At 37.0% G+C, this 23,189-nt stretch carries 24 protein-coding genes and 2 pseudogenes; 19 read left to right on the top strand and 7 right to left on the bottom strand.

Annotated elements, in window-relative coordinates; translation table 11 throughout:
• Positions 1 to 78 precede the first annotated feature (78 nt).
• From C6H22_RS09195 to C6H22_RS06310, 3 genes and pseudogenes are all read right to left on the bottom strand, one after another.
• Entirely contained in the window at positions 79 to 603 is a 525-nt protein-coding gene (locus C6H22_RS09195; RefSeq protein ID WP_104694481.1) for an SPASM domain-containing protein, read from the bottom strand.
• 42 nt (positions 604 to 645) lie between these two features.
• A pseudogene (locus C6H22_RS09190) lies at positions 646 to 852 on the bottom strand (radical SAM/SPASM domain-containing protein); the annotation flags it as partial.
• 74 nt (positions 853 to 926) lie between these two features.
• Positions 927 to 1,118, bottom strand: coding sequence for a hypothetical protein (locus C6H22_RS06310; RefSeq protein ID WP_104694480.1), 192 nt, complete (start codon positions 1,116 to 1,118; stop codon positions 927 to 929).
• 151 nt (positions 1,119 to 1,269) lie between these two features.
• Between C6H22_RS06310 and smpB the strand changes: the two genes are divergently transcribed.
• The 15 genes from smpB to C6H22_RS06235 all read left to right on the top strand — a co-directional run bounded on the left by smpB (position 1,270) and on the right by C6H22_RS06235 (position 14,819).
• On the top strand, positions 1,270 to 1,755 hold the full coding sequence (gene smpB, locus C6H22_RS06305) for an SsrA-binding protein SmpB (RefSeq protein ID WP_104694479.1): 486 nt from the start codon (positions 1,270 to 1,272) through the stop codon (positions 1,753 to 1,755).
• Entirely contained in the window at positions 1,756 to 2,202 is a 447-nt protein-coding gene (exbB, locus tag C6H22_RS06300; protein ID WP_104694478.1) for a TonB-system energizer ExbB, read from the top strand.
• Positions 2,203 to 2,211: 9 nt separating this feature from the next.
• The gene (locus C6H22_RS06295) at positions 2,212 to 2,610 is read left to right on the top strand and encodes an ExbD/TolR family protein (protein ID WP_104694477.1); all 399 of its coding nucleotides are present in this window, start codon (positions 2,212 to 2,214) and stop codon (positions 2,608 to 2,610) included.
• A gap of 56 nt (positions 2,611 to 2,666) precedes the next feature.
• Positions 2,667 to 4,655 (top strand): coiled-coil domain-containing protein, encoded by a 1,989-nt coding sequence (locus C6H22_RS06290; RefSeq protein ID WP_104694476.1) that lies wholly within the window; start codon positions 2,667 to 2,669, stop codon positions 4,653 to 4,655.
• Positions 4,656 to 4,658: 3 nt separating this feature from the next.
• Positions 4,659 to 5,387 (top strand): OmpA family protein, encoded by a 729-nt coding sequence (locus C6H22_RS06285; RefSeq protein WP_104694475.1) that lies wholly within the window; start codon positions 4,659 to 4,661, stop codon positions 5,385 to 5,387.
• 61 nt (positions 5,388 to 5,448) lie between these two features.
• Positions 5,449 to 5,583 carry a 50S ribosomal protein L34 gene (gene rpmH, locus C6H22_RS06280; protein WP_023946862.1) on the top strand — a complete coding sequence of 45 codons (135 nt, stop codon included), beginning with the start codon at positions 5,449 to 5,451 and terminating at the stop codon, positions 5,581 to 5,583.
• Positions 5,584 to 5,591: 8 nt separating this feature from the next.
• Complete coding sequence (gene rnpA / locus C6H22_RS06275) at positions 5,592 to 6,011, top strand: ribonuclease P protein component (RefSeq protein WP_104694474.1); 420 nt, start codon at positions 5,592 to 5,594, stop codon at positions 6,009 to 6,011.
• Positions 6,004 to 6,372, top strand: coding sequence for a membrane protein insertion efficiency factor YidD (gene yidD, locus C6H22_RS06270; protein WP_104694473.1), 369 nt, complete (start codon positions 6,004 to 6,006; stop codon positions 6,370 to 6,372). Before rnpA ends, yidD begins: the two co-directional genes overlap by 8 nt.
• 10 nt (positions 6,373 to 6,382) lie before the next feature.
• On the top strand, positions 6,383 to 8,125 hold the full coding sequence (gene yidC / locus C6H22_RS06265) for a membrane protein insertase YidC (RefSeq protein WP_104694472.1): 1,743 nt from the start codon (positions 6,383 to 6,385) through the stop codon (positions 8,123 to 8,125).
• On the top strand, positions 8,122 to 8,988 hold the full coding sequence (locus C6H22_RS06260; RefSeq protein ID WP_104694471.1) for a Jag N-terminal domain-containing protein: 867 nt from the start codon (positions 8,122 to 8,124) through the stop codon (positions 8,986 to 8,988). The genes yidC and C6H22_RS06260 overlap by 4 nt, the downstream gene beginning before the upstream one ends.
• Positions 8,988 to 10,397, top strand: coding sequence for a tRNA uridine-5-carboxymethylaminomethyl(34) synthesis GTPase MnmE (gene mnmE / locus C6H22_RS06255; protein ID WP_104694470.1), 1,410 nt, complete (start codon positions 8,988 to 8,990; stop codon positions 10,395 to 10,397). The genes C6H22_RS06260 and mnmE overlap by 1 nt, the downstream gene beginning before the upstream one ends.
• The gene (locus C6H22_RS06250; protein WP_104694469.1) at positions 10,394 to 11,287 is read left to right on the top strand and encodes a 1-aminocyclopropane-1-carboxylate deaminase; all 894 of its coding nucleotides are present in this window, start codon (positions 10,394 to 10,396) and stop codon (positions 11,285 to 11,287) included. The genes mnmE and C6H22_RS06250 overlap by 4 nt, the downstream gene beginning before the upstream one ends.
• 127 nt (positions 11,288 to 11,414) lie before the next feature.
• Positions 11,415 to 13,589: a TonB-dependent receptor domain-containing protein gene (locus C6H22_RS06245; protein WP_104694468.1), complete on the top strand. Its 2,175-nt coding sequence runs from the start codon at positions 11,415 to 11,417 to the stop codon at positions 13,587 to 13,589.
• 37 nt (positions 13,590 to 13,626) lie between these two features.
• Positions 13,627 to 13,974, top strand: a complete 348-nt coding sequence (locus C6H22_RS06240) for a cupin domain-containing protein (RefSeq protein WP_104694467.1) — start codon at positions 13,627 to 13,629, stop codon at positions 13,972 to 13,974.
• A 122-nt stretch (positions 13,975 to 14,096) separates the two neighbouring features.
• Positions 14,097 to 14,819 carry a hypothetical protein gene (locus tag C6H22_RS06235; RefSeq protein ID WP_104694466.1) on the top strand — a complete coding sequence of 241 codons (723 nt, stop codon included), beginning with the start codon at positions 14,097 to 14,099 and terminating at the stop codon, positions 14,817 to 14,819.
• Between the two features lie 22 nt (positions 14,820 to 14,841).
• Here the strand turns inward: C6H22_RS06235 and C6H22_RS06230 are convergent, their stop codons facing one another.
• Both C6H22_RS06230 and tpx read right to left on the bottom strand, forming a co-directional pair.
• On the bottom strand, positions 14,842 to 15,252 hold the full coding sequence (locus C6H22_RS06230; RefSeq protein WP_104694465.1) for a pyridoxamine 5'-phosphate oxidase family protein: 411 nt from the start codon (positions 15,250 to 15,252) through the stop codon (positions 14,842 to 14,844).
• Entirely contained in the window at positions 15,253 to 15,750 is a 498-nt protein-coding gene (tpx, locus tag C6H22_RS06225) for a thiol peroxidase (RefSeq protein ID WP_104694464.1), read from the bottom strand.
• 92 nt (positions 15,751 to 15,842) lie between these two features.
• Between tpx and C6H22_RS06220 the strand changes: the two genes are divergently transcribed.
• A complete protein-coding gene (locus C6H22_RS06220; RefSeq protein WP_104694463.1) occupies positions 15,843 to 17,237 on the top strand; it encodes a PhoH family protein in 1,395 nt (464 codons plus the stop codon).
• A gap of 21 nt (positions 17,238 to 17,258) precedes the next feature.
• Here C6H22_RS06220 and C6H22_RS08655 read toward each other — a convergent pair whose 3' ends face one another.
• Positions 17,259 to 17,432 (bottom strand): hypothetical protein, encoded by a 174-nt coding sequence (locus C6H22_RS08655; protein ID WP_158654646.1) that lies wholly within the window; start codon positions 17,430 to 17,432, stop codon positions 17,259 to 17,261.
• A 1,049-nt stretch (positions 17,433 to 18,481) separates the two neighbouring features.
• Between C6H22_RS08655 and C6H22_RS06210 the strand changes: the two genes are divergently transcribed.
• The 3 genes and pseudogenes from C6H22_RS06210 to glnA all read left to right on the top strand — a co-directional run bounded on the left by C6H22_RS06210 (position 18,482) and on the right by glnA (position 21,785).
• Positions 18,482 to 19,807: an aromatic amino acid transport family protein gene (locus C6H22_RS06210; RefSeq protein ID WP_104694461.1), complete on the top strand. Its 1,326-nt coding sequence runs from the start codon at positions 18,482 to 18,484 to the stop codon at positions 19,805 to 19,807.
• Between the two features lie 9 nt (positions 19,808 to 19,816).
• Positions 19,817 to 20,135 (top strand): annotated as a pseudogene (locus C6H22_RS09185) (serine dehydratase beta chain); the annotation flags it as partial.
• Positions 20,136 to 20,348: 213 nt separating this feature from the next.
• Positions 20,349 to 21,785: a type I glutamate--ammonia ligase gene (glnA, locus tag C6H22_RS06200; RefSeq protein WP_104694459.1), complete on the top strand. Its 1,437-nt coding sequence runs from the start codon at positions 20,349 to 20,351 to the stop codon at positions 21,783 to 21,785.
• A 62-nt stretch (positions 21,786 to 21,847) separates the two neighbouring features.
• On the opposite strand, the gene C6H22_RS06195 is transcribed toward glnA, so the two are convergent.
• Positions 21,848 to 22,996 (bottom strand): CapA family protein, encoded by a 1,149-nt coding sequence (locus tag C6H22_RS06195; RefSeq protein WP_104694458.1) that lies wholly within the window; start codon positions 22,994 to 22,996, stop codon positions 21,848 to 21,850.
• Positions 22,997 to 23,189: the final 193 nt, after the last annotated feature.

Raw genomic sequence — 23,189 nt, 5'->3', positions numbered from 1 at the left:
GGAGGTGGGGATTGGCTGTGCTTTGTGAATTCTTTGAGATGAAGTATTTTGATATAGCACAGCCTTAAAAATACTAAACTAGGCTTTGAACCAATTAGATAGATTTACATTAGCGGTGCAGGTTGCACAAGGTCCGCATTTTTGTGTATTTGGTGTGAGAAGTTGACGTATTTGTATGTATTTTGGGCTACTAAAGAGACTAAACAGATCTTGTTTGGAAACATCACCTAGGATCAAATCTTTGTGTGAATCTATATCACTTCGTAGATGGCAACAAGGCATCGTGAGGCAGTTGTAATCAATATAGATGCTTTGTAATGGAAAATGGCACCCATAATCACGGATTTTGGTTTCTCTTTGGCTAAACTTCTTGATGACACCGCCTCTATCAAAACCGCTTGCATCAGGATTCCAACAGCGATATAAGATATAGTCCACCCCAGGATATTTAAAAGTTACGCCATATTCTTGTGGTGTGTCTATGGTTACTTCGTATTTGAGATTGAGTTTTTGTGCCATTTTTTGCATCGCTGGTTTGAGCACCTTGTTTTTATCAAAGTTTTCACCTTTTTTGAGATAATAACTCATAACCATATAGCTCATACCAGCATTTTTAAGCTCATCAAGATATTGGCGTGTGAGATAGTCACCATTGCTAAATATTCCGAGTTGTGCTTTGGGGAGTTTGGATCTAGCTTGTGAAAGACGCCTTAGGATAAGATCTTTGTCTGCTAGTGTTTCATTAAAGCGATGAAAATTGAGATCTCCCTCATACCCAATCTCAGCAAGATCATCAATACATCGTAAAAAGACAGATTCTGGAAACTCGATTTTTTTCTTTCTATCTACGATGGAGTTTGGGCAAAACCAACAAGTGCGATTACAAAATGAAGAGATTTCTATCTCGATTATGCGCAGATTATCCTTTAAGAGCTTTTTTGTGTTTCCCTATCGCGTGTTGGGGTGGTAAGTGCAATATAACGATCAAGGACATTGGGAATAGTATTATCGCACCATCGTTGATAACCGATTGTGTCTTTGTGGCGATATTTATAGAATAATTTTCGCCAATGTAGGGGAAGTATTTTTCTGTATAATTTTTTAATAAGATTTCTCATGGCGTTCCTTTGTGCAATTAACGATCTTTAGAGTATGACATTCTATTTTTTTTTTTTTTGCAAAACGCTTAAAGCACATGCCAAATATGCAAAATCTAAAAATGTTAAATTTAAGATATAATGGACAAAAGATAAGTTTCAAGGATAGAGGGTGCACTCACGAGAAAACAATGCTTACAAACCCATCAACAAGCACAAAAAGGCGTATTTTGATTATGAAATTCTAGAGACTTTGGAGGTGGGGATTGTGCTTTTGGGAAGTGAAGTGAAAGCAGCAAGAGCTTTAGCAGTTAATCTAAAGGATAGCTTTGTGCGGATTATGAAAGGTGAAGCATTTTTGTTTAATGCGCATTTTAGCGCACTCACGCATACAAATACGCATTTTCGCCCAAATGAAAGGCGGACAAGAAAACTTTTATTACATAGGCGTCAGATTGATAAATGGTTTGGTAAAGTCGCTACACAGAGTCTAGCAATCGTGCCACTTAGTATATATTTTAATCACAAAAATATCATTAAGCTTGAAATTGCATTGGCCAGAGGAAAAAAGCTTTATGATAAGCGTGAATCTCTCAAACAAAAAGAACTTAAAAAAGAGGCACAAAGTAGCGTAAAAAATGCTTTGAAAGGATTGTAAATGCGTGCAGTAGTTGATTATGGTGTGCTTGGATTTTTGTTATTTTTAAGTGTTATCGTGCTTGGTGTAGCCATAGAACGATATTTGTTTTTTAGAACTATCAATGTGCGTGCCTTTGGGGATAAGAGAGTTTTAGAGTTGGCACTTCATAAGCGACTTACTCTTATCGCAACTATTGGATCAAATGCACCATATATTGGGCTTTTGGGGACGGTGTTTGGGATAATGGTAACTTTTGTAGAGATTGGTAGTAACTCACTTGTGGATACGCAAGCTATTATGTCTGGGCTTTCTTTGGCGCTTAAAACAACGGCAGCAGGGCTTTTTGTGGCGATACCTTCAATCGTGTTTTATAATTTTTTGCTTCGCAAGACGGAGGTGATTCTCACGCAATGGGATATCGCGCATAATCCTACGATACATTCTCCAAGTAATTATGATATTTAGGGTAAGAGTATGAAAAAAATTGATTCTCTAAACCTTATCCCATTTATTGATATTATGCTTGTATTGCTTGTTATCGTGCTTACAAGTGCAAGTTTTGTGCAACACAGTCGCATTGAGGTAGAGATTCCTAAGCTAGAAGATGGTGTGCAATCTGGTGAAGAAGCACAGATACAAGAAGAAATGATTGTCATCAATAAGCAAGGGCAATATTTTGTGCATAATAAACAGCTAGATTCACAAGCACTCAAAGCATGGCTAGAAAAAACGCCCAAGCACACACAGATTGTCATAAAGGGCGATAGAGAAAGCGGATTAGAGCATTTTTTGGAAGTAAGTGCGCTTTTGCAAATGCTTGGTTTTGAAAATGTGTATGTTGTTACGCAAAAACTTCCTCCAAACAAGGAATAAGATTGCTTAATGGGCTAAGGGTGGAATTTGTATCACTAAGAATGTAAGGAAATAGAATGCAAGCAGTGATTTTTGGTGTCAATATTGTCTTTAGTGTTTTTATGATTGCGCTTTGTGTGTGGGATTATAAAAGCTATGTAGGCGGAATCCATAGGGATTTGAAATCTATTATTATGAGCACAGGGGTTTTGGGGACTTTTGTGGGAATCTTTGTGGGGCTTTGGGGTTTTGATACTACACATTTAGAAAATTCTGTGCCTTTGTTGCTTAATGGTTTAAAGACTGCATTTTATACATCAATTTTGGGTATGGGATTGGCAATTATTTTAGCGATTTTGCAAAAACGCACACCATTAAAAAGCGGTGAAGAGAGTAACCTAGAATATTTAGCCAAACAAGCACAGCATTTTACGCATTTGCATACTTTGCCACAGCTTTTGACACATATACAGACATTGCCTAGCACACAAGATATTCATAGTTTGTATGAGCGTAATAATGCCCTTATGCAGTCTCAATTTTCTCTTATAAATCATACGCTTCAAGAGGCGGTTTCACAACTTGCCAAGGGTGCTTCGCAAGAACTTATCAGGGCTTTAGAATCTGTGATTAAGGATTTTAATACAAATTTACAAGATCAATTTGGGGAGAATTTTAAGGAACTAAATAGTGCGGTTGTAAAGCTTTTGCAATGGCAAGAAGAGTATAAAGACTTTGTGCAAGAAAGTAAGGCGCTTTTGATGAGCACACAGCAATCGCTTGATAATGCTAAAGACGCACTTTCACACACAGCTATGAATCTAGAAAAAATTACAGAGCAAAATACCCAAGTGCAAGAATTTTATGTAAATACATTGCGTCTTATGCAGTCTTTTGAATCTATACAAAAAAATTTGGCGACGCATCTTGAAACTATCGCGAGTTTGGAGGGGGATTCTAAGCAGTGCTTACAAAATCTTCAGACATTTTTTGTTGTTGCCAAAGAGGGTAGCCAAACAGCCAAACAATACATTAGCACTCTTGTAGAAAACATAGCGGAATATAGCAAGGGACTTAGTGGTACTTTGCAAACACATATCACCCAGAGTGCAGAGTATCTGAAAGAAAGTATAGATTCACATACGCATACATTAGATTCTCAACTACAAATACATAGGGATTCGCTCACACAACTAGCTCAAGATAATTTCTCAAATCTCAAAGCCTTTAGCAAGGATATAATCGCACATAGCACACAAAATATAGAATCCACCCTTAAAGAATGTCTGCAAATCTTACAAGCAGAATTTGTCTCACTCACACAATCTACGCATACACTTATACAAACTTTTGGGAATGAGGCTAAAGAGGGTTTGGAATTGCTCTTGGGACAGATCGAAAACTTTGCGCAAGGGGCTAAGGCATTGCATACACAGAATCTGGAAGACTTTAGGACACTAAAAGATGAGATTAGCACACAGCACAAAACTATCATAGAGACATTTTCTACTCAACTTTTAGGTATGCAAGAACAACACCAAAAGGCATTGCATACTGCCTTGAATGCGGATTTACAACTCTATCGTGAGGGCATAGATTCTCTGACACAAGGGATTGAGGGGGCTAAAAATCAAAGTCTTGAACTAAGCAAACATCTTGCTGAAAACTTACAGACGCAGTATCAACAAGCACATACCTATATCAAATCCCTTACGTTAGAATATCTCAAGGTGCTCCAAAAACTAAGCAAAGAATCTGTACGTATCCCTAAAGATACAAGCACACAAATCCTTACAGAATTTGGGAACTTCCAAAAGCAGATTATGCATTTTATGAATCAAACCCAAGGCGATATTACACAAAATGTTACGCATTTGCATAGTTTGTATGAGAATCTAGGGCAACATATGCGTCGTGCATTGCAAGATAATGCTACACTCTCTCAAGATATGCAAGATTCACTACGCAATCTTGATAAAGCAATGAGTGAGAGTGTGGATAGTTTTTGGCAAAACTATGAATGGTTTTTAGAGCGTATCAAAGAACTTATTGGCACAAGGCGTTAGGTTATGGATAGACAATCCTCACATAATCATTGGATTAGCATCTCTGATATGATGGCAGGGATTATGATGATTTTTTTGCTTATTATGATTTCTTTTATGCTGCTTTCGCAAAAAGATCAAGAAATGCTAAACCAACAAAACAAGACACTTAGCCAAATGAATGATAAAATGCGATCTATTGCCCAACATTATTCAAATCTACAGGCAGAACTTTATGTAGATTTACAAAAAGAATTTTCTAAAGACTTGGCGCGTTGGGACGCACAGATTGATACAGATAATACTATACGATTTAGAGAGCCTGAAGTGCTTTTTGACACGGGCGATAGATATGTAAAACAAAGATTTAAGGATATTTTAGATGACTTTTTCCCTCGCTATGTACGTATCCTTTCACTTCCAAAATATCAAACAAATATCGAAGAGATTCGCATAGAGGGGCATACTTCAAGTGGCTGGCAAAGCGCCACTACGTTAGAAGATAGGTACCTTGGCAATGCAGAACTTTCACAAGCTAGGGCATTTGAGGTGCTAAAGTATTGCTTTAATCAAAAAAACATAGATTCACAAAAGCATTGGCTTATAGAGGTTTTGCGTGCAAATGGCTTAAGTTTTGCCAAGCCATTAGAAAATGATGATAAGTCTCGTAGGGTGGAATTTCGTGTCATAACAAAAGCCGATAAGAATCTCCAAGCGATTGTGGATTTAAGCAAAGAGCTTGGGATTAAATAACCTTTTTTTAAGTATTTTTTTGGAAGAATTCCAAGCTTTAAGTTAGCAAAAGGACACAACAATGAAAAGAACATATCAACCACATAATACCCCAAAGAAACGCACTCACGGATTTCGTGTAAGAATGAAAACAAAAAATGGACGCCGAGTAATTAACGCAAGACGTGCTAAGGGTAGAAAACGACTTAGTGTGTAAATATTTATATGCGAGCATTGAGGATAGATTCTCTAAAGAATAAGCGTGAGTTTGATTGTATCTTTAGAAATGGATCTCGCTTTGATACTCCATACTTTAGCCTTTACATTTTATTACCCAAGCAATTAACTCCCAAAATTTCCCAAAAAGCTTTTAGAATTTATCAAGATATACAATCTCGCAAGGCTGATGTATATTTAGGATTGAGTGTATCAAAAAAGATTGGGTGTGCACCCAAACGCAATCTTTATAAGCGGAGAATGCGTGCATTGTGTCAAGATGAAAGCTTTAAGGGGCTTTGTCTTGTGTTTGTGCCAAAGATTGGGATTAAAGATCTCTCTTATGCGGATTTTGCCACAATGTGCCAAAAAGCACTCAAATACACATACAAAAAGCCCCAAAATATAGTAAGTAGAGTGTATGCGTAGAATTCTTAGTGCATTGGTACGTTTTGCTATCATAGCGTATCAAAAAAGCTTCTCAATCTTTTTGGGGCGACAATGTAGATTCTATCCGACTTGCTCACATTATGCGTTGTGGCTTTTTGATTTTGATAGACCTTTTGTGGCATTGTATAAATCTTGTGTGCGTGTTTTGTCTTGCAATTCACTTCATAAAGGTGGTATTGACTATCCTACAATGTCTTTAACACTAAGGTTATACTTTCCCACACAAAAGCAAAAAACTATCAAATATTGGCTCATACCCTATAAAAATCCTTTGTTTTTGGTTACAATTTCTTACCCAAAACAAATACGATGTTTGTTTGTTATAATCAAATCTTTTTAAAGGCATTGCCATGTATTATCCAAACCCAAATCAACACAACAACGACAATACGCCATTAGGGCGTATTATGCTTGTGGTGGTGTTAAGCATCGCTTTTTTTGGCATATATATGTATCTTTTCCCACCTAAGCAACCAAATACACAAGCCCCAGTAGCTACTCAACATACTTCGGTAGATTCTGTATCGCCTATAAGTGCGAGCCGAGCACCAAATACTAAAGACATATTGCAACAAGCTACCACACATAATCTTGCAATCAAAGATTCTCTTATTGCCATTATTGAATCTGCAGATTTTGAGATAGAAATAGACGCATTAGGGCGTGTCCGACAAGTTTCACTTAAGGACAAAAAATTCACGCATGATGAACAAGAAAGTCTCTTTAGTATCGTGGGATCATGGCTGGGTTTTGGTAGTAGCAAAAAAGAACATATTGAAAAATTACCACTTTTTGGGGATTTGGAGTTAAAACCTCTTGAAATGCGCTTTAGTGATGTGGCAATTAACAAAAAAGCTTACAATACACCATATGTGCTAGAAAAAACTTCAAATCAAGGCAATCGCATCGTGTTTAATGGAGAATCGCAAAATATTGTGCTCACTCAAGATCTTGGCGATGTGCGTATCACAAAAACTTTGACTTTTTATCGCAATCTCTCATATGATGTGCGTATAGAGGTGAGCAATCCAAATCTTGAGTATTTCATTAGCAATGGTATGCGTCCTATGGGAGACAAAGACACATATGTCTTTAGGGGTGTGCTACTCAAAAAAGAAGATGGATCAATCCAAAAAATAGAAGATGGCGATGGTGAGCGCAAGGACTTTCCTAAGGCAAGTTTTGTTGCGAGTGTCGATAGGTATTATACAACTTTGTTATTTACACCTGATGTTGCCAAAGGATTGTATATGAGTCTAGATTCTGATGGGAGTAAAAATCCTATGCCATATGTGCGATCTAGTGGTGAGAGTGTATTACAAGGATATATCGGACCAAAGGATTTTAAAATCTTAGAATCTATTAACCCAAATCTTACTGATGTGGTGGAATATGGTATGATCACATTTTTCGCACGTTGGGTATTTTGGCTTTTAGCATGGCTATATGATGTGTGTGGGAATTGGGGTTGGTCAATCGTGCTTTTGACACTTATTGTTCGTGTGATTTTGTATCCACTAAGCTATAAGGGTATGGTGTCTATGCAAAAACTTAAGGATCTAGCGCCAAAAATGAAAGAGATTCAAGAGCGCTATAAAGGTGATCCCCAAAAGCTACAAATGCATATGATGGAGCTTTACAAAAAGCATGGAGCAAATCCGCTTGGTGGTTGTTTGCCATTGCTTTTGCAGATTCCGGTATTTTTTGCCATTTATCGTGTGCTTTATAATGCCATTGAGCTTAAAAATTCGGCTTGGATTTTTTGGATTAATGACCTTTCGGCTATTGATCCATACTTTGTGCTTCCGGTGCTTATGGGTGTGAGTATGTATGTTTCCCAACGCCTTACCCCTTCAAACTTTGCCGATCCTATGCAGGAAAAAATCTTCAAAATGTTGCCATGGTTTTTTATGATATTTTTTATCATTTTCCCATTCCCTGCAGGATTAGTGCTTTATTGGACAATAAATAATATTTTTTCAATCATTCAACAAATGTCCATTAATGCTATGCTAGAGCGTAAAAAACAAGCACAAATTGCACAACACCATGCACAAAATCATTTCAAAGAGCATAAGGGAGGTAAAAAATGAAAAAAATCGTAGCCAAAACACTCCAAGATGCCCTCTTAAAAGCTTCGGAGGAATTGCATTGTTCGGTTGTGGATTTGGAGTATGAGATCGTTCAAAACCCTAGTAATGGGATTTTGGGTATAGGTCGCAAAGATGCGATTATTATTGTTGATGAAAAAAAGATACAGCACACCTCACAAGAAAAATTTGAAAAACCCACCAAAAACACTTATACACAAGAAGAGAATATTTGGGGAGAGGGATTGCAATCAAAGCCCACACGCACACAGAATCTAGGACATAGACGACAACATACGACACCACCAGAACAGGATTTGGAATCTGCTTATGCATTTGAATCGTATGCTAAACTTTCCACAAATAGCGACAGAAATCACAAAAATCTTGCATACACATCATATCCTCAAGAAATTTTTGATGAGATTAAGGCAGAAGTCATAGAGCTTTTTAGCTATCTACCTTTTGCGATAGATTCAATCAATGTCGAGCCGTATAAGGAAAATGTGGTTGCTATCACGCTTGATGGTCCTGATTGTGCATTACTTATCGGAGAGAGAGGCTATCGTTACAAGGCAATCTCGTATTTATTGTTTAATTGGATTCACCCCAAATATGGTTATGGCGTGCGTTTAGAGATTGCAGAGTTTTTGCGCAATCAAGAGCAAATGATTGATGCGTATTTAGATGTCATTATTCGAATTGTGCGCACTGAAGGCAAGGCACAAACAAAAGTCCTAGATGGAGTGCTTGCATACATTGCGCTTGGTAAATTGCGCGTGATTTTCCCTCATAAGTATATTTCTTTTCGCCTTAATGAGGAAGGACAACGATACATCATTATCAACGATTTTAAACCTCTCTAATGCAGTTAGATTCTACAATTGTAGGTATTTCTACAGCTTCTGGAGTTGGGGCTATAGCTATCGTGCGCCTAAGTGGTGCACGTGCGCTAGAGATTACACTCACACTTTCTAAACGCACTACCCTTATACCACGCCATGCGACGCTTAGTTATGTGTATGATAATGCTTCTAATCCCATAGATCAAGCGATTTTGTTATATTTTCAGGCACCAAAAAGCTATAGCGGTGAGGATATTTGTGAGATTCATTGTCATGGTGGTGCGGTGTGTGCAAGGCTTGTAATAGAGAGGGCTTTGGAACTTGGTGCAGTGTGTGCGCGTAGTGGAGAATTTACCAAGCGCGCTTTTTTAAATGGGCGTATTGATTTGGCACAAGCTCAAGCTATTGCGGGAATTATCAACGCACAAAGCGCTTCTGCGACACAAATTTTAGTGCGTCAGCTACAAGGTGAGGTAAGCACATTTGTCCATAAAGTGCGTGATCAGCTCATCGAACTTCTTGCTTATAGTGAGGCAAATATCGATTATAGTGAAGATTTAGATGAAGACACAAGCTTAGCTATGCAACAAAAGTTGCAGGCACTCTCTCATACATTGCAGGTTGTGTATCAGGATTCTATACACAGAGTAGGGCTTGTGGAGGGTTTTAGGCTTTGTATAGTTGGTAAGCCAAATGTGGGCAAAAGTTCGTTATTAAATGCACTTCTAGCTTTTGATCGTGCTATCATTTCGCCCATAGCTGGGACGACACGCGATACTATAGAAGAGAGTTTGTATATACACGGCACGCTTGTGCGTTTAATCGACACGGCTGGGATACATCATAGCGATGATGCAATTGAGCAAATCGGCATAGAGCGTAGCATTGCAGCTATGGAGCAAAGTAATATCATTATCGCGCTTTTTGATGCTTCTAGGGCATTAGATTCAGAGGATTATGCGATATTAGAGATGTTGCAAGCCCAAAAAGAGGCACAGGTGCTTATGGTGCTTAACAAATGCGATATGCTAAAAGCCCTTGATACACAATCTCAAGCCTTACTTGTACAAACTCTTCACGCCCTACCACATCAAGCGAGTTCAGAAGTGATTGAAATCTCAAGTAAATGTGGCAAAGATGAGGCATTTACTCATCTAAATCCACATAAGATTCTTGATGCTATTGGGCATGTGCTAGATAATGAGCAAAAGCACGATGCTTTGGTGTTAAGTTCAAGTTATCAAATTGCACAAATTACAGACACAATCGATGCGCTAAACCAAGCAGCATTAAAGCTAGAAAGTGGGGAATTGGAGCTATTTTCTTTTCATATCAATGAATGTATCAAGGCAATTAGCGCTATTAGCCGACCATATGAATACACACAAATGCTTGATGCGATGTTTGGGGCATTTTGTCTAGGGAAATGACAGGCTTTTGCCACTCTATGGCACAATCACCAAAAGATCGCATTATCTTGGGTGGCAAAGAGATTTTTATCAAACGCGATGATTTATTGGATTTTGGAATCACAGGCTTTAATGGCAACAAAGCGCGAAAATTTTTAGAGTTATTGTATTGTGATTTTGAGAGCATTGTAAGTTTTGGGGGCAATCAATCTAATGCTATGCAAGCTTTAGGTGCAATTGCGTATGCACATAATAAAGCATTGTATTACATCACGCCAACGCCACCGAAATTTTTGTATGATAATCCTATGGGAAATTATGCTTTTGGGCTTTCACACAATGTGCAATATGTGTTTGCACCACCTGGAAGTAGAGTAGAGCAACTTAAAACTCTTGCGCACAAAGTGTATGCACAAAAAGATTCACACACATGTTTATTTATCCCACAAGGTGGGAGTGAAGCGTTGGCACAGAGGGGTATGTATGCTTTGGTGCAAGAATTAAGCAAGACATATGGTGATGAGATTCTTGTCTTTATGAGTGCTGGAAGTGGTGTAAGTGCGCGAAGTTTTTTGCAAGCACAAAAAACATACAGCTACAATATGGATTTTGTTGCATTGTGTTGTGCTGGAGATATTGGTGGAGTTCCTCGTAGGTTGTGTGCAGATTTTGCCTTTGGGACATTGCATAAGGAAATATGGGCTATGTATCATAATCTCATGCTACAGGGTATTGTGTTTGATTTGTTGTATGATTGTGTGGGATTTGTGCTTTTGGAGCGTGCCTTATGTCGTGGATATTTTAGCAATGAGGATTTGGCAAAGCCATGGGTATTTATCCATAGTGGCGGGTTATTGGGCAATGCTAGTCAGATTCTGCGTTATGAGAGAAGATTTGGTGTTTCTTTTTAGCCACATATAATATTTTGGTATATAAATCTTATTTATTTAAGAATATTTCAAGGTTTTAAAAATAAAATTCTTTTTGAAAATCATTATCATAATAGTTTTCAAAAAGAATTTTACATAAGGAGTGATTATGTACCATAGGTATGTAACTAGTGCATTTTTGGCAAGTATGGTATTTATACATTTTGGTTTAGCTAGTGAGGAAAGCGATCAAGAAATGCATGATAGAGTGCAACTGCGTTCAGTAACAACAGCAACAGGATTTAAGCAAACGATTAAAGATGCTCCTGCTTCAATTAGTGTTGTGCCAAAAGAAGAGATTCTCACGCGTCCTATTCGGGATTTGGGTGATGCAGTGCAAAATATCCCTGGTGTTGATGCGAGTGCAACCAAAACCGGTGATACAAGTATTTCTATGCGTGGCTTAGGTTCAGATTATGTATTAATTCTTATAGATGGTAAGCGACAAAATGTAAATTCTGGATTCCATAGTAATGGATTTAATGGTTTTATGAGTGGTATGATACCACCAACTTCGATGATAGAGCGTATCGAGGTTTTGCGTGGTCCTGCTTCTGTGGTATGGGGTAGTGATGCGATGGGTGGTGTAATAAATATCATTACCAAGAAAAATCCCAATAAGATTACAGCAAACATTATGCTAGAGACTAGAATCCAAGAGCATAATACAAATTGGCAAAGCGATGCCCAAGATAGAAAATATGGTAGCTTTGGGAATATGTGGGGGATTAATGCGTATCTTGCCACGCCTATTGTCAAAGACAAACTTTCATTAAGTGTGCGAGGGAAATATCAAGATTCTGGAGCGAATCTATTTTTTATCCCAAGTAGTATACCGCTCACTTCAAATGGTAATAGTAATAGAATGATAAATCCATATACCACACACTCTCCCACAGGTTATAGTGCTTGGACACTTGGAGCGAGGCTAAATTACTCACCAAGTGCCAAAAATAATTTCTATCTTGATGGAGAGTATATGAATCGTGTAAGTGGTACTTTAAATACCTCGCAGAATCGAATAACTGCTTTTAACACCAACACCAAAACAAATGTCATTTTAAATCACGATGGGGATTATGACTGGGGTAAAACTACTACATACCTTCAATATATGAATACTAGGAGGATTCCACACGCGAATGATGTAGTTGTGGGGGCAGATTCTGGAATCTTAAATTGGAGTAGTATGCGAGAGAATCAAAATTATGTCTTTGATTCAAAATTTCATAAAAAATATTTTTTTGACACAGCTGGGTTACTTGCGATAAATGGTGGTGTGTATTATATGTATGAAACATACAAAAACTATGGAGATACTAGAGGATTACTCACCCAACATCAAGCCGCAGCCTATGCAGAGGGTGAATATACCTTTAATGAATATGTTTCTACAAGTCTTGGGTTGCGCTATAACTATTCTAATATCTATTCTGGCATGCCAAACCCACGCTTTTATGTGAATGTCAATCCGACTTCTTGGTGGACTATCAAAGCAGGTATTGCCAATGGTATGAAAATCCCAAGCATTACGCAACTTGGTAATGGGTTTTTGTATGAGAGTAATTCAACAGGGTATTATGGCAATCCCAATCTACAAGCCGAAAAAAGCTGGAATTATGAGCTAAGCACGATTTTTGATGTCAATCCCGGATTTTTTATATTGACTGCCTTTTATACAGACTTTAGAGACAAGGTCTATGCACAAAATTTTGGAAGCTCTGGCACCAATGCGGCAAATGGCGAAGTATTGCCTAATGGTGAGCGATGTGGCTATGGCACTTGTGTATGGTATACAAATGTAGATAAGGCACTCACAAGAGGGCTTGAAGCAAGTTTTGAGATGAATCCAATCTATGGCATAGGATTTAACATCAACTATACATTTGCTGATAGTAAGCAACTCTCTGGAGCACAGACGGGCTTACCGGTTAATTACCTCTCTAAACATACGCTTAATACAAAGCTTTCTTATAAGCCTAATAGCTTTTTTGATACCTATGTGCGTGTGCAAGGTAAATTTATGACTCCTATTAGTACAGGTAATAATGGTCAGGCAGCAGCAGCACGGGCATTATATGGGACATATTATAAAGATTATGCAATTGTGGATTTAGGTTTTAATTTTCATTTGCAAAAAGAACTTACACTTAGCGCTGTGGTAAATAACCTCTTTGATGTAAATTTTGCCGACATTACTGCGGTTAGTAGCAATTACTCAAATATGTATGGTGTATATTTGCCAGGTAGAAACTATTGGATAAGCCTACGCTATGGATTTTAGGTCATCGCTACAATCTTAGAATCTTTAAGGAGCAAGTATGAATACTATCAATAAGCCTATATCTTGGAATACTCAAGATTTTGAGCAAGGAAAGGTGAAAATTACGCCATTAGCACAAAATACCTTTGCCAAAGAAATTCAGATTCTTATGGCAAAAGATGGCGTGATGAAAGAGCACAAAGCACCATTTCCTATTAGCGTGCAGGTGTTAAAGGGAAAAATTTGGTTTGAGGTAGAGGGGGAGCGCTTCGTATTAGAGGCGCTTGATATGATTGCGTTGCAAGCAAATGTCCCACACTCGCTAGGAGGCTTAGAAGATAGTATCGTGCGCCTTAGTCTTGCACAAAGTGATAGTGTTGTGCGAGTAAAAACCTTGCTTACATAAAAGTATGTAGTAAAAATTTGCTTATCATCAATATTAGATTTTAAAGCCACCATATCTTTAAGAAATCTTGTTTTATAATACAACAAAGAGCGTTTTGTGTTTATAACATATGGAGGTTTTACATGGAGATTATTAGCATATCTGAAAGTCCAACTCTTGCAAAGAGTAAGAAAATGATGTATCGGGGGTTTCTTGGATATATTATTTTAAGTTTGCTCTCAATTGTATTTCCATCTATAAGTGTTGTTACTGCTTTGGCTGGGTTTGTGTGTATTATGATTGTTTTTGTAGGGCTTTATCATTTTAGCAAGATTGCCAATACATTTGTGTTTCGGTATGGTATATATATGATTTTGTTAAGTATTGGCTATCAGATTTTTGCACCTTTTGCACTTGGGTTTATAGGGGTTGATGATGTAATGTTTTTGAGTACTCAAGCTTATGTGATTGTGGGTATTGTAGCGTTATGGGGTGTTGTGACTTTAATCTTAGATATGTATTTACAATATAAGATGAGCGTAGAGATGGGCTTTTTAACCAATATCAAAGCATTTATTACCGGCTATAAACTTTGTGTGATTTATGTTGTAGGGTTTGTATTGTTATGTGTGGCATTTGTTTTTATGTTTGTGGGTTTTCTTAATGGTAGTCCGTTTTTGGTAAGTACTTCAGTGTTTAGTAGTAGTGAGCATCTGTTTGTGAAATTTATGGAGGTATATAGTTCTACATCTATGATTATGATTGGTATTTTGTTGTTATTGTTTTGTATTGGTGTCATGAGCTTGGGATTTTTGATACTAGGGCTTTCTAGAATTGAGTATACTAAAGTGCGAGAGAGGGCTTGAGTAAGCTACCCAAGATTTAGATTCATACCTTTAATAGTGTGCGCTCTCCCTGTGGGTTTTGGAGTTGTGCGCTAATATTTTCTAAATAAAAAACTGCAAAACTCGGATTTGTAACTTCCTTGTATATTTCTTGCACAATAGGATATTTGGCAAACATCGCTTCTTTGACATCAAGATGTTGTGCTATCCTTGCTTCTCCTCGCAAACGCAAAAAGCTACCATCTTGATTACAAGCACAATACTCTATACCCGAATGATTTTGGATATGTTTGTAGAAATTTTTTGTTGTAGCAGTGGCAAAGTAGATTCTGTTATTGTGGCAGATGACACTTTGCACAGGGCGCACTCGTGGATTACCACAAGTTCCCTTAGTACTTAAAAAACCTAATCCACAATCGTCGATAAATGCTACGATGTCTTGTAAATTTTGCATTTATTTTACCGCTGCCAAAGCCGCATCATAATTTGGTTCATTAGTTACTTCACTAACGATTTCTTTATATACGATTTTACCATCTGGATCGACTACAAATACCGCGCGCGCTAGAAGTCCTTCAAGTGGTGATCCTGCTAAAACTACTCCATATGCTTCACCAAATGCTTTTGCTCTGAAGTCGCTTAATGCTGTAACCTTGTCGATACCTTCTGTGCTACAGAATCTTCCTTGTGCAAAAGGTAAGTCTAATGAAATTACAAATACTTCAGTATTTGATACACTTGCTGCTTTTTGATTAAATGTGCGTGTTTGTGTAGCACATACACCCGTATCAAGTGAAGGCACAACATTAATAATTTGGAATTTACCACTTGCACCACCCACGCTTTTGACACTCAAATCTCCAGCGACAAGCTCAACTTTTGGTGCATTATCTCCTACATTAAGAGTTCTACCATTTAAACTTACTGCATTTCCTTTAAATGTTACTGACATTGGATTCTCCTTAGTAAATAAAAGTCTTGAGATTGTATCTTTTGACAAAACTTGCTACAATCTTGGGCGAGATTTTAGCACAAGGTTACTAATTGAATAATAAATCATATTTGCTTGATACCTCTGTGATTTTAGATGATATTCAAAACATTGTCTATCTGTATCAAGACGGGGCAAACACTCTTTTTCTTTCTGATACAATCATCGATGAACTTGATAAAAAAAAGGATTTGATGAATGAAATGGGGTATTTTGTGCGAGAGTTTTTTAGGAATCTACAGACACCAGAATGTTCTAAATCCACAATAGCACCGATCAAAAATGATTGTATCCGAGAGATATATTTTTCGTATGATACACACTTGATACCTATCATATTAATTTATCGCCCACATTATGACATACCACATCAAGAACATAGTTTTAATGATACAAAAATCATAGCCATTGCCAAAGACTATAATTTGATACTTTTGACTAATGATATTTCACTAAAAATCCGTGCCCTCACGCAAAATTTACATGCCCAATCACTTTTTAGGGATCGTGTTGAGAATCCTCAAGATATAGATTTTTGGCATACCTTTGAGATTCACAAAGATGAGAGTTTGAGCACTTTTGAATCAAGTAAAGAATTTCAGGTGTTAAAAAATTGGAGTTTATTAGAGCTTATAGAATTAGATAATACAGATTCTGCACTCTATCGCACTGGCAAAAAACACTTTGGTTTAAAAGTCGATGGTAAGTGTGAAATTGCTGATTTTGACGAGATTATCATGGAGCATAAACCTTATATCATTCCCATAAATTTAGAGCAAAAAATGCTTTATGCTATGCTTTTACATCCAAAAAATCTTATTAGTATTGTTACAGGTGCCACTGGTAGTGGGAAAACACTCATTGCACTACAAGCGGGATTAAGTTTGGTTAAAAGTGGTAGTGTAGAGGGGATTATGTATTTGCGCAATACCGTAACTGCTAGCGACAAAGAAGCAGAATTAGGATTCCGTAAGGGTGATGAAAGCCAAAAGCTTGGATATTTTATGTATCCACTCTATAGCGCCATAAATTGTATGATTGATAAACTTCAACAAGGTTCTTTAGCTAAACGCATAGAATATCGTGGCGAGGTTAAAACGATAGAGAAGATGGAGGCAACAGAATATTTTTTACAAAAACATAATATTGAGGTTTTAGACATTGCACACGCGCGAGGTATTACGATTGCTAATAAATTTGTGATTTTTGATGAAGTTCAAAATGCCTCAAATGCGACAATCAAGCTTATTGGGACAAGAATAGGCGATGGAAGTAAAATTGTCTTTTTAGGGGATTGGGCACAAATTGATCACCCCTATCTTAGTAAATTTCGCAATGGTGCATTAAGTCTCCTCCAAAAAGCCACTAGCGACACTACAATAGCTGCCATACAGCTACGACAAACTATTAGGAGTGATATAGCCAAGTGGTTTGGGAGCTTTGAATAGCATTAGCCAATCATTTTGGGTCTATGTGCTAATATCCCAGTGATATTTAATGCAACCCCTACACACAACATTAATAATGATCCCATATGTATAACTCTCAAAACGATCGTATAAAAGCCCTATGGCAAAAGGACCACTTGCTACTATGAGGTAGCCAAATCCTTGGACCATAGCAGAAAGCTTTGTAGTAACCATAACTGAATTACTTTTTTTTGAGAAATAAATAATAAAATTAAACCAAATACTCCACCCATAGGAGTGCCTATACAAAAAATTGCTACATATATTGTCCATTGGCTTTCACCAAATAATACACACAAATACCCAATTACATATAAGCTACACAAAAATGCCATATATACGTTTTTGTGTTTTTCACGTAACACACCCAATAATAAAGGACAAAAAAACGCCACAGGCACACACAAATTGTGAATATAAGAGCACTTTAGTGCCATATTCAAGTCCATAGTTTTTGTGTGTAATAATCGCAGGAAGCCACGCAAATGTGCTATATGTCAAAAATCTTTGTAAGCCCATAAAGATTTTATAATTTTCTACGCACCTATTTCACGCATAAGGCTTTTTGTGTGTTTGGGTCGTGTCTTTACTCTTGAAATACAATTGTTGCGTATTTTTGGAAAATATAACATGAGAGCAAGGATACTGAAAATAAGCCAAAATCCTAAAGTATGAGACACACCGATACTATATGTTACGGGCAAACAAGCCATATGCCCATAATTGAAGAGAGATTCAATGCAAAAGAATAAAGTGCTATCATTGTCGTTGTATGTTTTGGAAATTTTTTCTTAACAAAACTAGGCAAGAGGATGTTAGCTACTGCAACCCCAGCACCGATAAATGTTGTGCCTAAAAATAATCCAGTTATGCCACCATAGCTATATCAATCTCGCCCAACACAACAGCACAAAGGCACTAAAGAGAATTTTTATATCCGAAAATACGATACAATAAACAAAATACTTCCAAAAGAAATGATAGGAATCGCACTTAAAAATCCAAACATAGCCGATAAGATACCATATGCCCTAATAACCACATAGCCACTGGGAGTGTAACACAATTTTATTGTTTTTGGGCATTACAATCTATAAAATACAGCGTTTCTAGCGTGTAGTTTTTTCTCATGATTGTAAAATGACTGATACACCCTTTGGGATTTATAAAAAATTTACTACACTACTACACCTTAAAATACAAAAATATATAGAGGAGAGGTAATGAAGTTAAGTCGGAATACTTTTGATACGCGTTGGATGCTTTCGCTTTTTGGCACTGCAGTGGGTGCTGGAATCTTGTATTTACCTATCAAAGCTGGGGTCGGTGGTTTTTGGCCTATTGTGGTTATGTGTATCGTGATTTTTCCTATGGTGTACTTAAGTCACAGGGCGCTTAGTCTTTTTGTATCACAAGCAGATGGCAATAAAGACATTACGCATGCTGCAGAGGAATATTTTGGGCGAGGAGTGAGTGTTTTTATTTCAATCTTGTATTTTTTTGCAATTTTTCCTATTTGCTTGGCATATTGTGTGGGGATAACAAATACGATTGAGAGTTTTATTTATAATCAGATTCTACCACTTTATGGGGAAGTTCATGAAAGTAGTATCGCGCAATGTATCCAAAGTATTTATACTAGCTCCATCAATGAGAAAGGGCAGTCTATCCATAAAATTATGCCTGTATATCGTGCATTATTGGTGTTTTTGGGCGTGAGTACTTTTATGGGGATTATGCTTTTTAGCGAAAAATTCATTACTAAAATGTGTGAATCGCTTGTATATCCCTTGTGTATCGCTCTTTTTGCTTTTTCTGTATATCTTATTCCTCATTGGTCATTTGGTAGTTTGTCTCTTGTTCCTAGCTGGCAAGAGTTTCTCACCGTTGTATGGCTTACCTTGCCTGTGCTTGTTTTTTCTTTTAACCATTCTCCAGCTATTTCTACATTTGCGCTTAGTGTTAAGCAAGAATATGGTGCTCAATATGCACAAGTGAAGTCTAATCAGATTTTGCTTTCAACATCGAGCTTGTTGCTTGTGTTTGTGATGTTTTTTGTGTTTTCATGTGTCTTAAGTCTTAGTTCTGATGAGCTTATGCATGCTAGGGAACAAAACATTCCTGTGCTTTCGTATTTTGCTAATAAATTAGATCAGCCTCTAATCGCATATGGTGCTCCTTTAATTGCATTTTTGGCTATTACGACATCATTTTTTGGGCATTATTTTGGTGCGCGTGAGGGGGCATATGGTATAGTGCGTAAATGTTGCAAACTTGCAGGTAATGAGGATCCAAATCTTAAAGTCATTTCTGTAGCAAGTGGCATTGTAATGTATATCATTATGCTTGTGGTTGCATATTTTGATCCTAGTGTCTTGGATTTTATTGAAAAGCTTGGTGGTCCTATTATTGCAGTTATTTTATTTTTGATGCCAATTATTGCAATTTGGAGTATATCTAAACTTAAGAAGTTTAAAAATCCATTCCTTGATGCTTTTGTATTTATTACAGGGATTCTAACGATTCTTACCACTATCTATGGTTTTTAGACATGAGTAATGTCAAGTAACTTTAGTATTTTTAAAAAGGTGTTGGTCTCACTTCTTCACATACGATTGGAGCAATGCTTGCTAGAAATTTATTTTGCACCAAGGTTATTAATTGCCTTCAGAAATATAGCGGTTGTAATTACATTTTATGGTTCTATTTGGCTTACTGGTAGGGGCATTTAAGCGATAAAGCAGTAATTTTAAATGGATTACAAGCAAAAGACTTAAGCATTTATAATGCACTACAAGAACACACAATCACTCTTTGTGGGAAAAAGATATTGTATTTGATTATGTATTCTTTAAAGAATTTTTACCACTGCATGAAATATGGCATGACTTTACAGACATTAGATTCTATATGGTAGCGTGCTTGATGAAGCATGAAATTGGCAAAGATATAAATTACAAATATAGAGAAACTGCATTAGGTGGGCTTGCTAAGAGTTAAGGTTGCAAATTGGTTATGAGAATTTTAAGTTCTAAAATCATATAATTCCGTTCTCAGCAGTATTTTATCTTTGTGAGCAAGGAATTCAAAATGAATAAAATCCAAATCGATCAACAAGCGGTGGCTAAATTTTTTGAAGAATGTAAAATTCATGAAGTAGAATTCATAGATTTCCGATTCACGGATATTAAGGGCGTATGGAATCATATAGCTTTTAGTGCAAGTGCGGTTGATGAAAAGATATTTGAGGGTATACCTTTTGATGGAAGTTCAGCACCAGCTTGGCAACCTGTCGATAAATCAGATATGATTCTTATTCCTGATCCTGTGCGATATTTTATCGATCCATTTACCGCTGATACGACAATGGTAGTGTTTTGTGATGTGTGGGATATTTATAAAAATCAACCTTATGAAAAATGCCCAAGAAGCATTGTAAAGCGTGCTATGCAGTATCTCAAAGATTCTGGAATCGGTGATGTGGCATATTTTGGACCAGAAAATGAGTTTTTTGTCTTTGATTCTATCAAGATTAAAGATTCTGTAAATTGTCAATATTATGAGATTGATACAGAAGAGGGAGAATGGAATCGTGATAAGGAATTTGAGGGCGTAAATATCGGACATCGCCCTGGGACAAAGGGTGGATATTTGCCTGTAGCACCTGTAGATTCTATGGTAGATATTCGCGCTGAAATGGTAAAAGTGCTTAATCAAGTGGGGCTAGAAACATTTATCGTGCATCATGAAGTGGCACAAGGACAAGGTGAGATAGGCGTAAAATTTGGCGACATTTTGGAAGCTGCCGATAATGTCCAAAAGCTTAAATATGTCGTAAAAATGGTTGCTCACCTCAATGGCAAAACAGCAACATTTATGCCAAAACCACTCTATAATGATAATGGTAGCGGTATGCATACACATATTAGTATTTGGAAAGAGGGCAAAAATCTTTTTGCAGGTAATGCTTATGAGGGCTTGAGTGATTTGGCATTACATTTTTTAGGTGGTGTTTTAAAACACGCACGCGCTTTAGCGGCATTTACAAATGCAAGCACCAATTCCTATAAGCGCCTTATACCAGGTTTTGAAGCACCTTCAATCCTTACATATTCTGCACAAAATCGCAGCGCAAGTATTCGTATCCCATACAATAGTGGAGAAAAGGCAAAGAGAATGGAATTTAGATTCCCAGATAGCTCTAGTAATCCATATCTTGCATTTGCAGCACTTTTAATGGCAGGGCTTGATGGGATTAAGCAAAAAAGTGATCCAGGTAAGCCAATGGAAATGAATCTCTTTGAACTAAGCCTTGATGAGATTCGAGAAAAAGGCATTAAGCAATTACCACATACACTACGCCATGCGATTGAAGAAATGCTTGTGGATAAGGCATATCTTAAAGAGGGTAGTGTTTTTAGTGAAGAATTTATACAAACTTATAAACAATACAAATTTGAAACAGAGATTTGGCCTTGGGAAGGGCGACCACACCCTTTTGAATTTTTAACTACCTATAGTTGCTAAGCAGCCCTCTTGCTTAGTAGCAATCTTTTGGTGCTAAAAAATCCTAAATACAACCTTTAAGGTTATTTTTCTAGTGCCTCGCTATATTCACTCACTCTTTTTATCACGCGTGCATAATCTTGGCTTTGTTTTGGATAGATTCTAGGACTATAGTCGTTATAGGCATTTTGGCTTGAAATGTTTGCAGGGATAATACGATGAATGACAATTGCATTGTGTTCCTCCCATACGTCAATAGGACTAAGGTTTGAGACATATTGTGCTTTATGTGCAGAATCTCTTTGTAGTGTGTGTACAGATTTTGTATCATTAAATCTAAATTCCACTTGATAAATCATCGTATCTTTGTCTTTTGGATTTTTTGCACCACCATAGATGAAATTTCCTAGACTATATACAATTTTTTTACCTTTGTATTCCTCTATGCCTTGGAGGACATGTGGATGATGTCCGATGATGAGATCCGCACCATTATCAATCACATAATGGGCAATGTCCCTTTGGGTTTTATTGGCGATATGTTGACGCTCTTGTCCCCAATGAAAGATAAAGATTACAATCTCCGCTCCTTTGGCGCGCAATGCTTCTACTTCTTTTTTTGCCCTATATTTTATGTCTGGATTCCATCCGCGATGTCCTGCAAACCCAAATTTATGCCCTTTAATTTCTCGTATATCAAGTATGCCTTCGCCAAAGTGTGGAATATCTGCATTTGTGAGAATAGCTATGGTATCCCTAAAGCCTTCTGTGCCATAGTCTCGTGTGTGATTATTGGCGATATTGACGCTTTCAATACTTGCATTTTTGAGGATATTGATATATTTACTAGGACCTTTGAAGCTAAAGGGCTTTACAAAAGCATTGTGTAAATTTTTGTCTGTCAATACACCCTCAAGATTCCCTACACTAAGATCATCATTGCCTAGCACCTCAAGCACACCTTTACCAAAATAGTTATAATCTTCGCCCACTTCTTTAAATTTCGCATTAAAGGTAGCACCACTACTTCCTTTATAATCTCCCAATACACAATCTCCCACAAAGCTTATGATTATAGTGCTTTGAGAAGAATGTGTGTCACTGGTATGCGTGCTTGCTTGAGTAAATGCATTTTGCGTATGTGGAATAGAGGAATCTCCACAACCCACAAAGATATATATACTTGCTAATGAAAAGATATAATGCCTATACTTTCGTATACTTAGCCACATAGATTTTCCTTAGGTTTTGTAATTAAGTTTTAGTTTCTTTAAATCTTAAACTTCATAAACCACACTTATTAGCACACAAGCTTTATGAGGCTTTGTTATTTTATGATAAATTTATGGATTTCTTTAGGATTTTGCTTCTCTTATCAAACACCAAATGCACTAACAAACCTCAAAAGTAGAATCTTATGCCCGA

This window comes from Helicobacter equorum (genome assembly GCF_900198655.1).
Lineage (GTDB): Bacteria > Campylobacterota > Campylobacteria > Campylobacterales > Helicobacteraceae > Helicobacter_F > Helicobacter_F equorum.
This window is presented reverse-complemented; position numbering and strand designations above follow the sequence as displayed.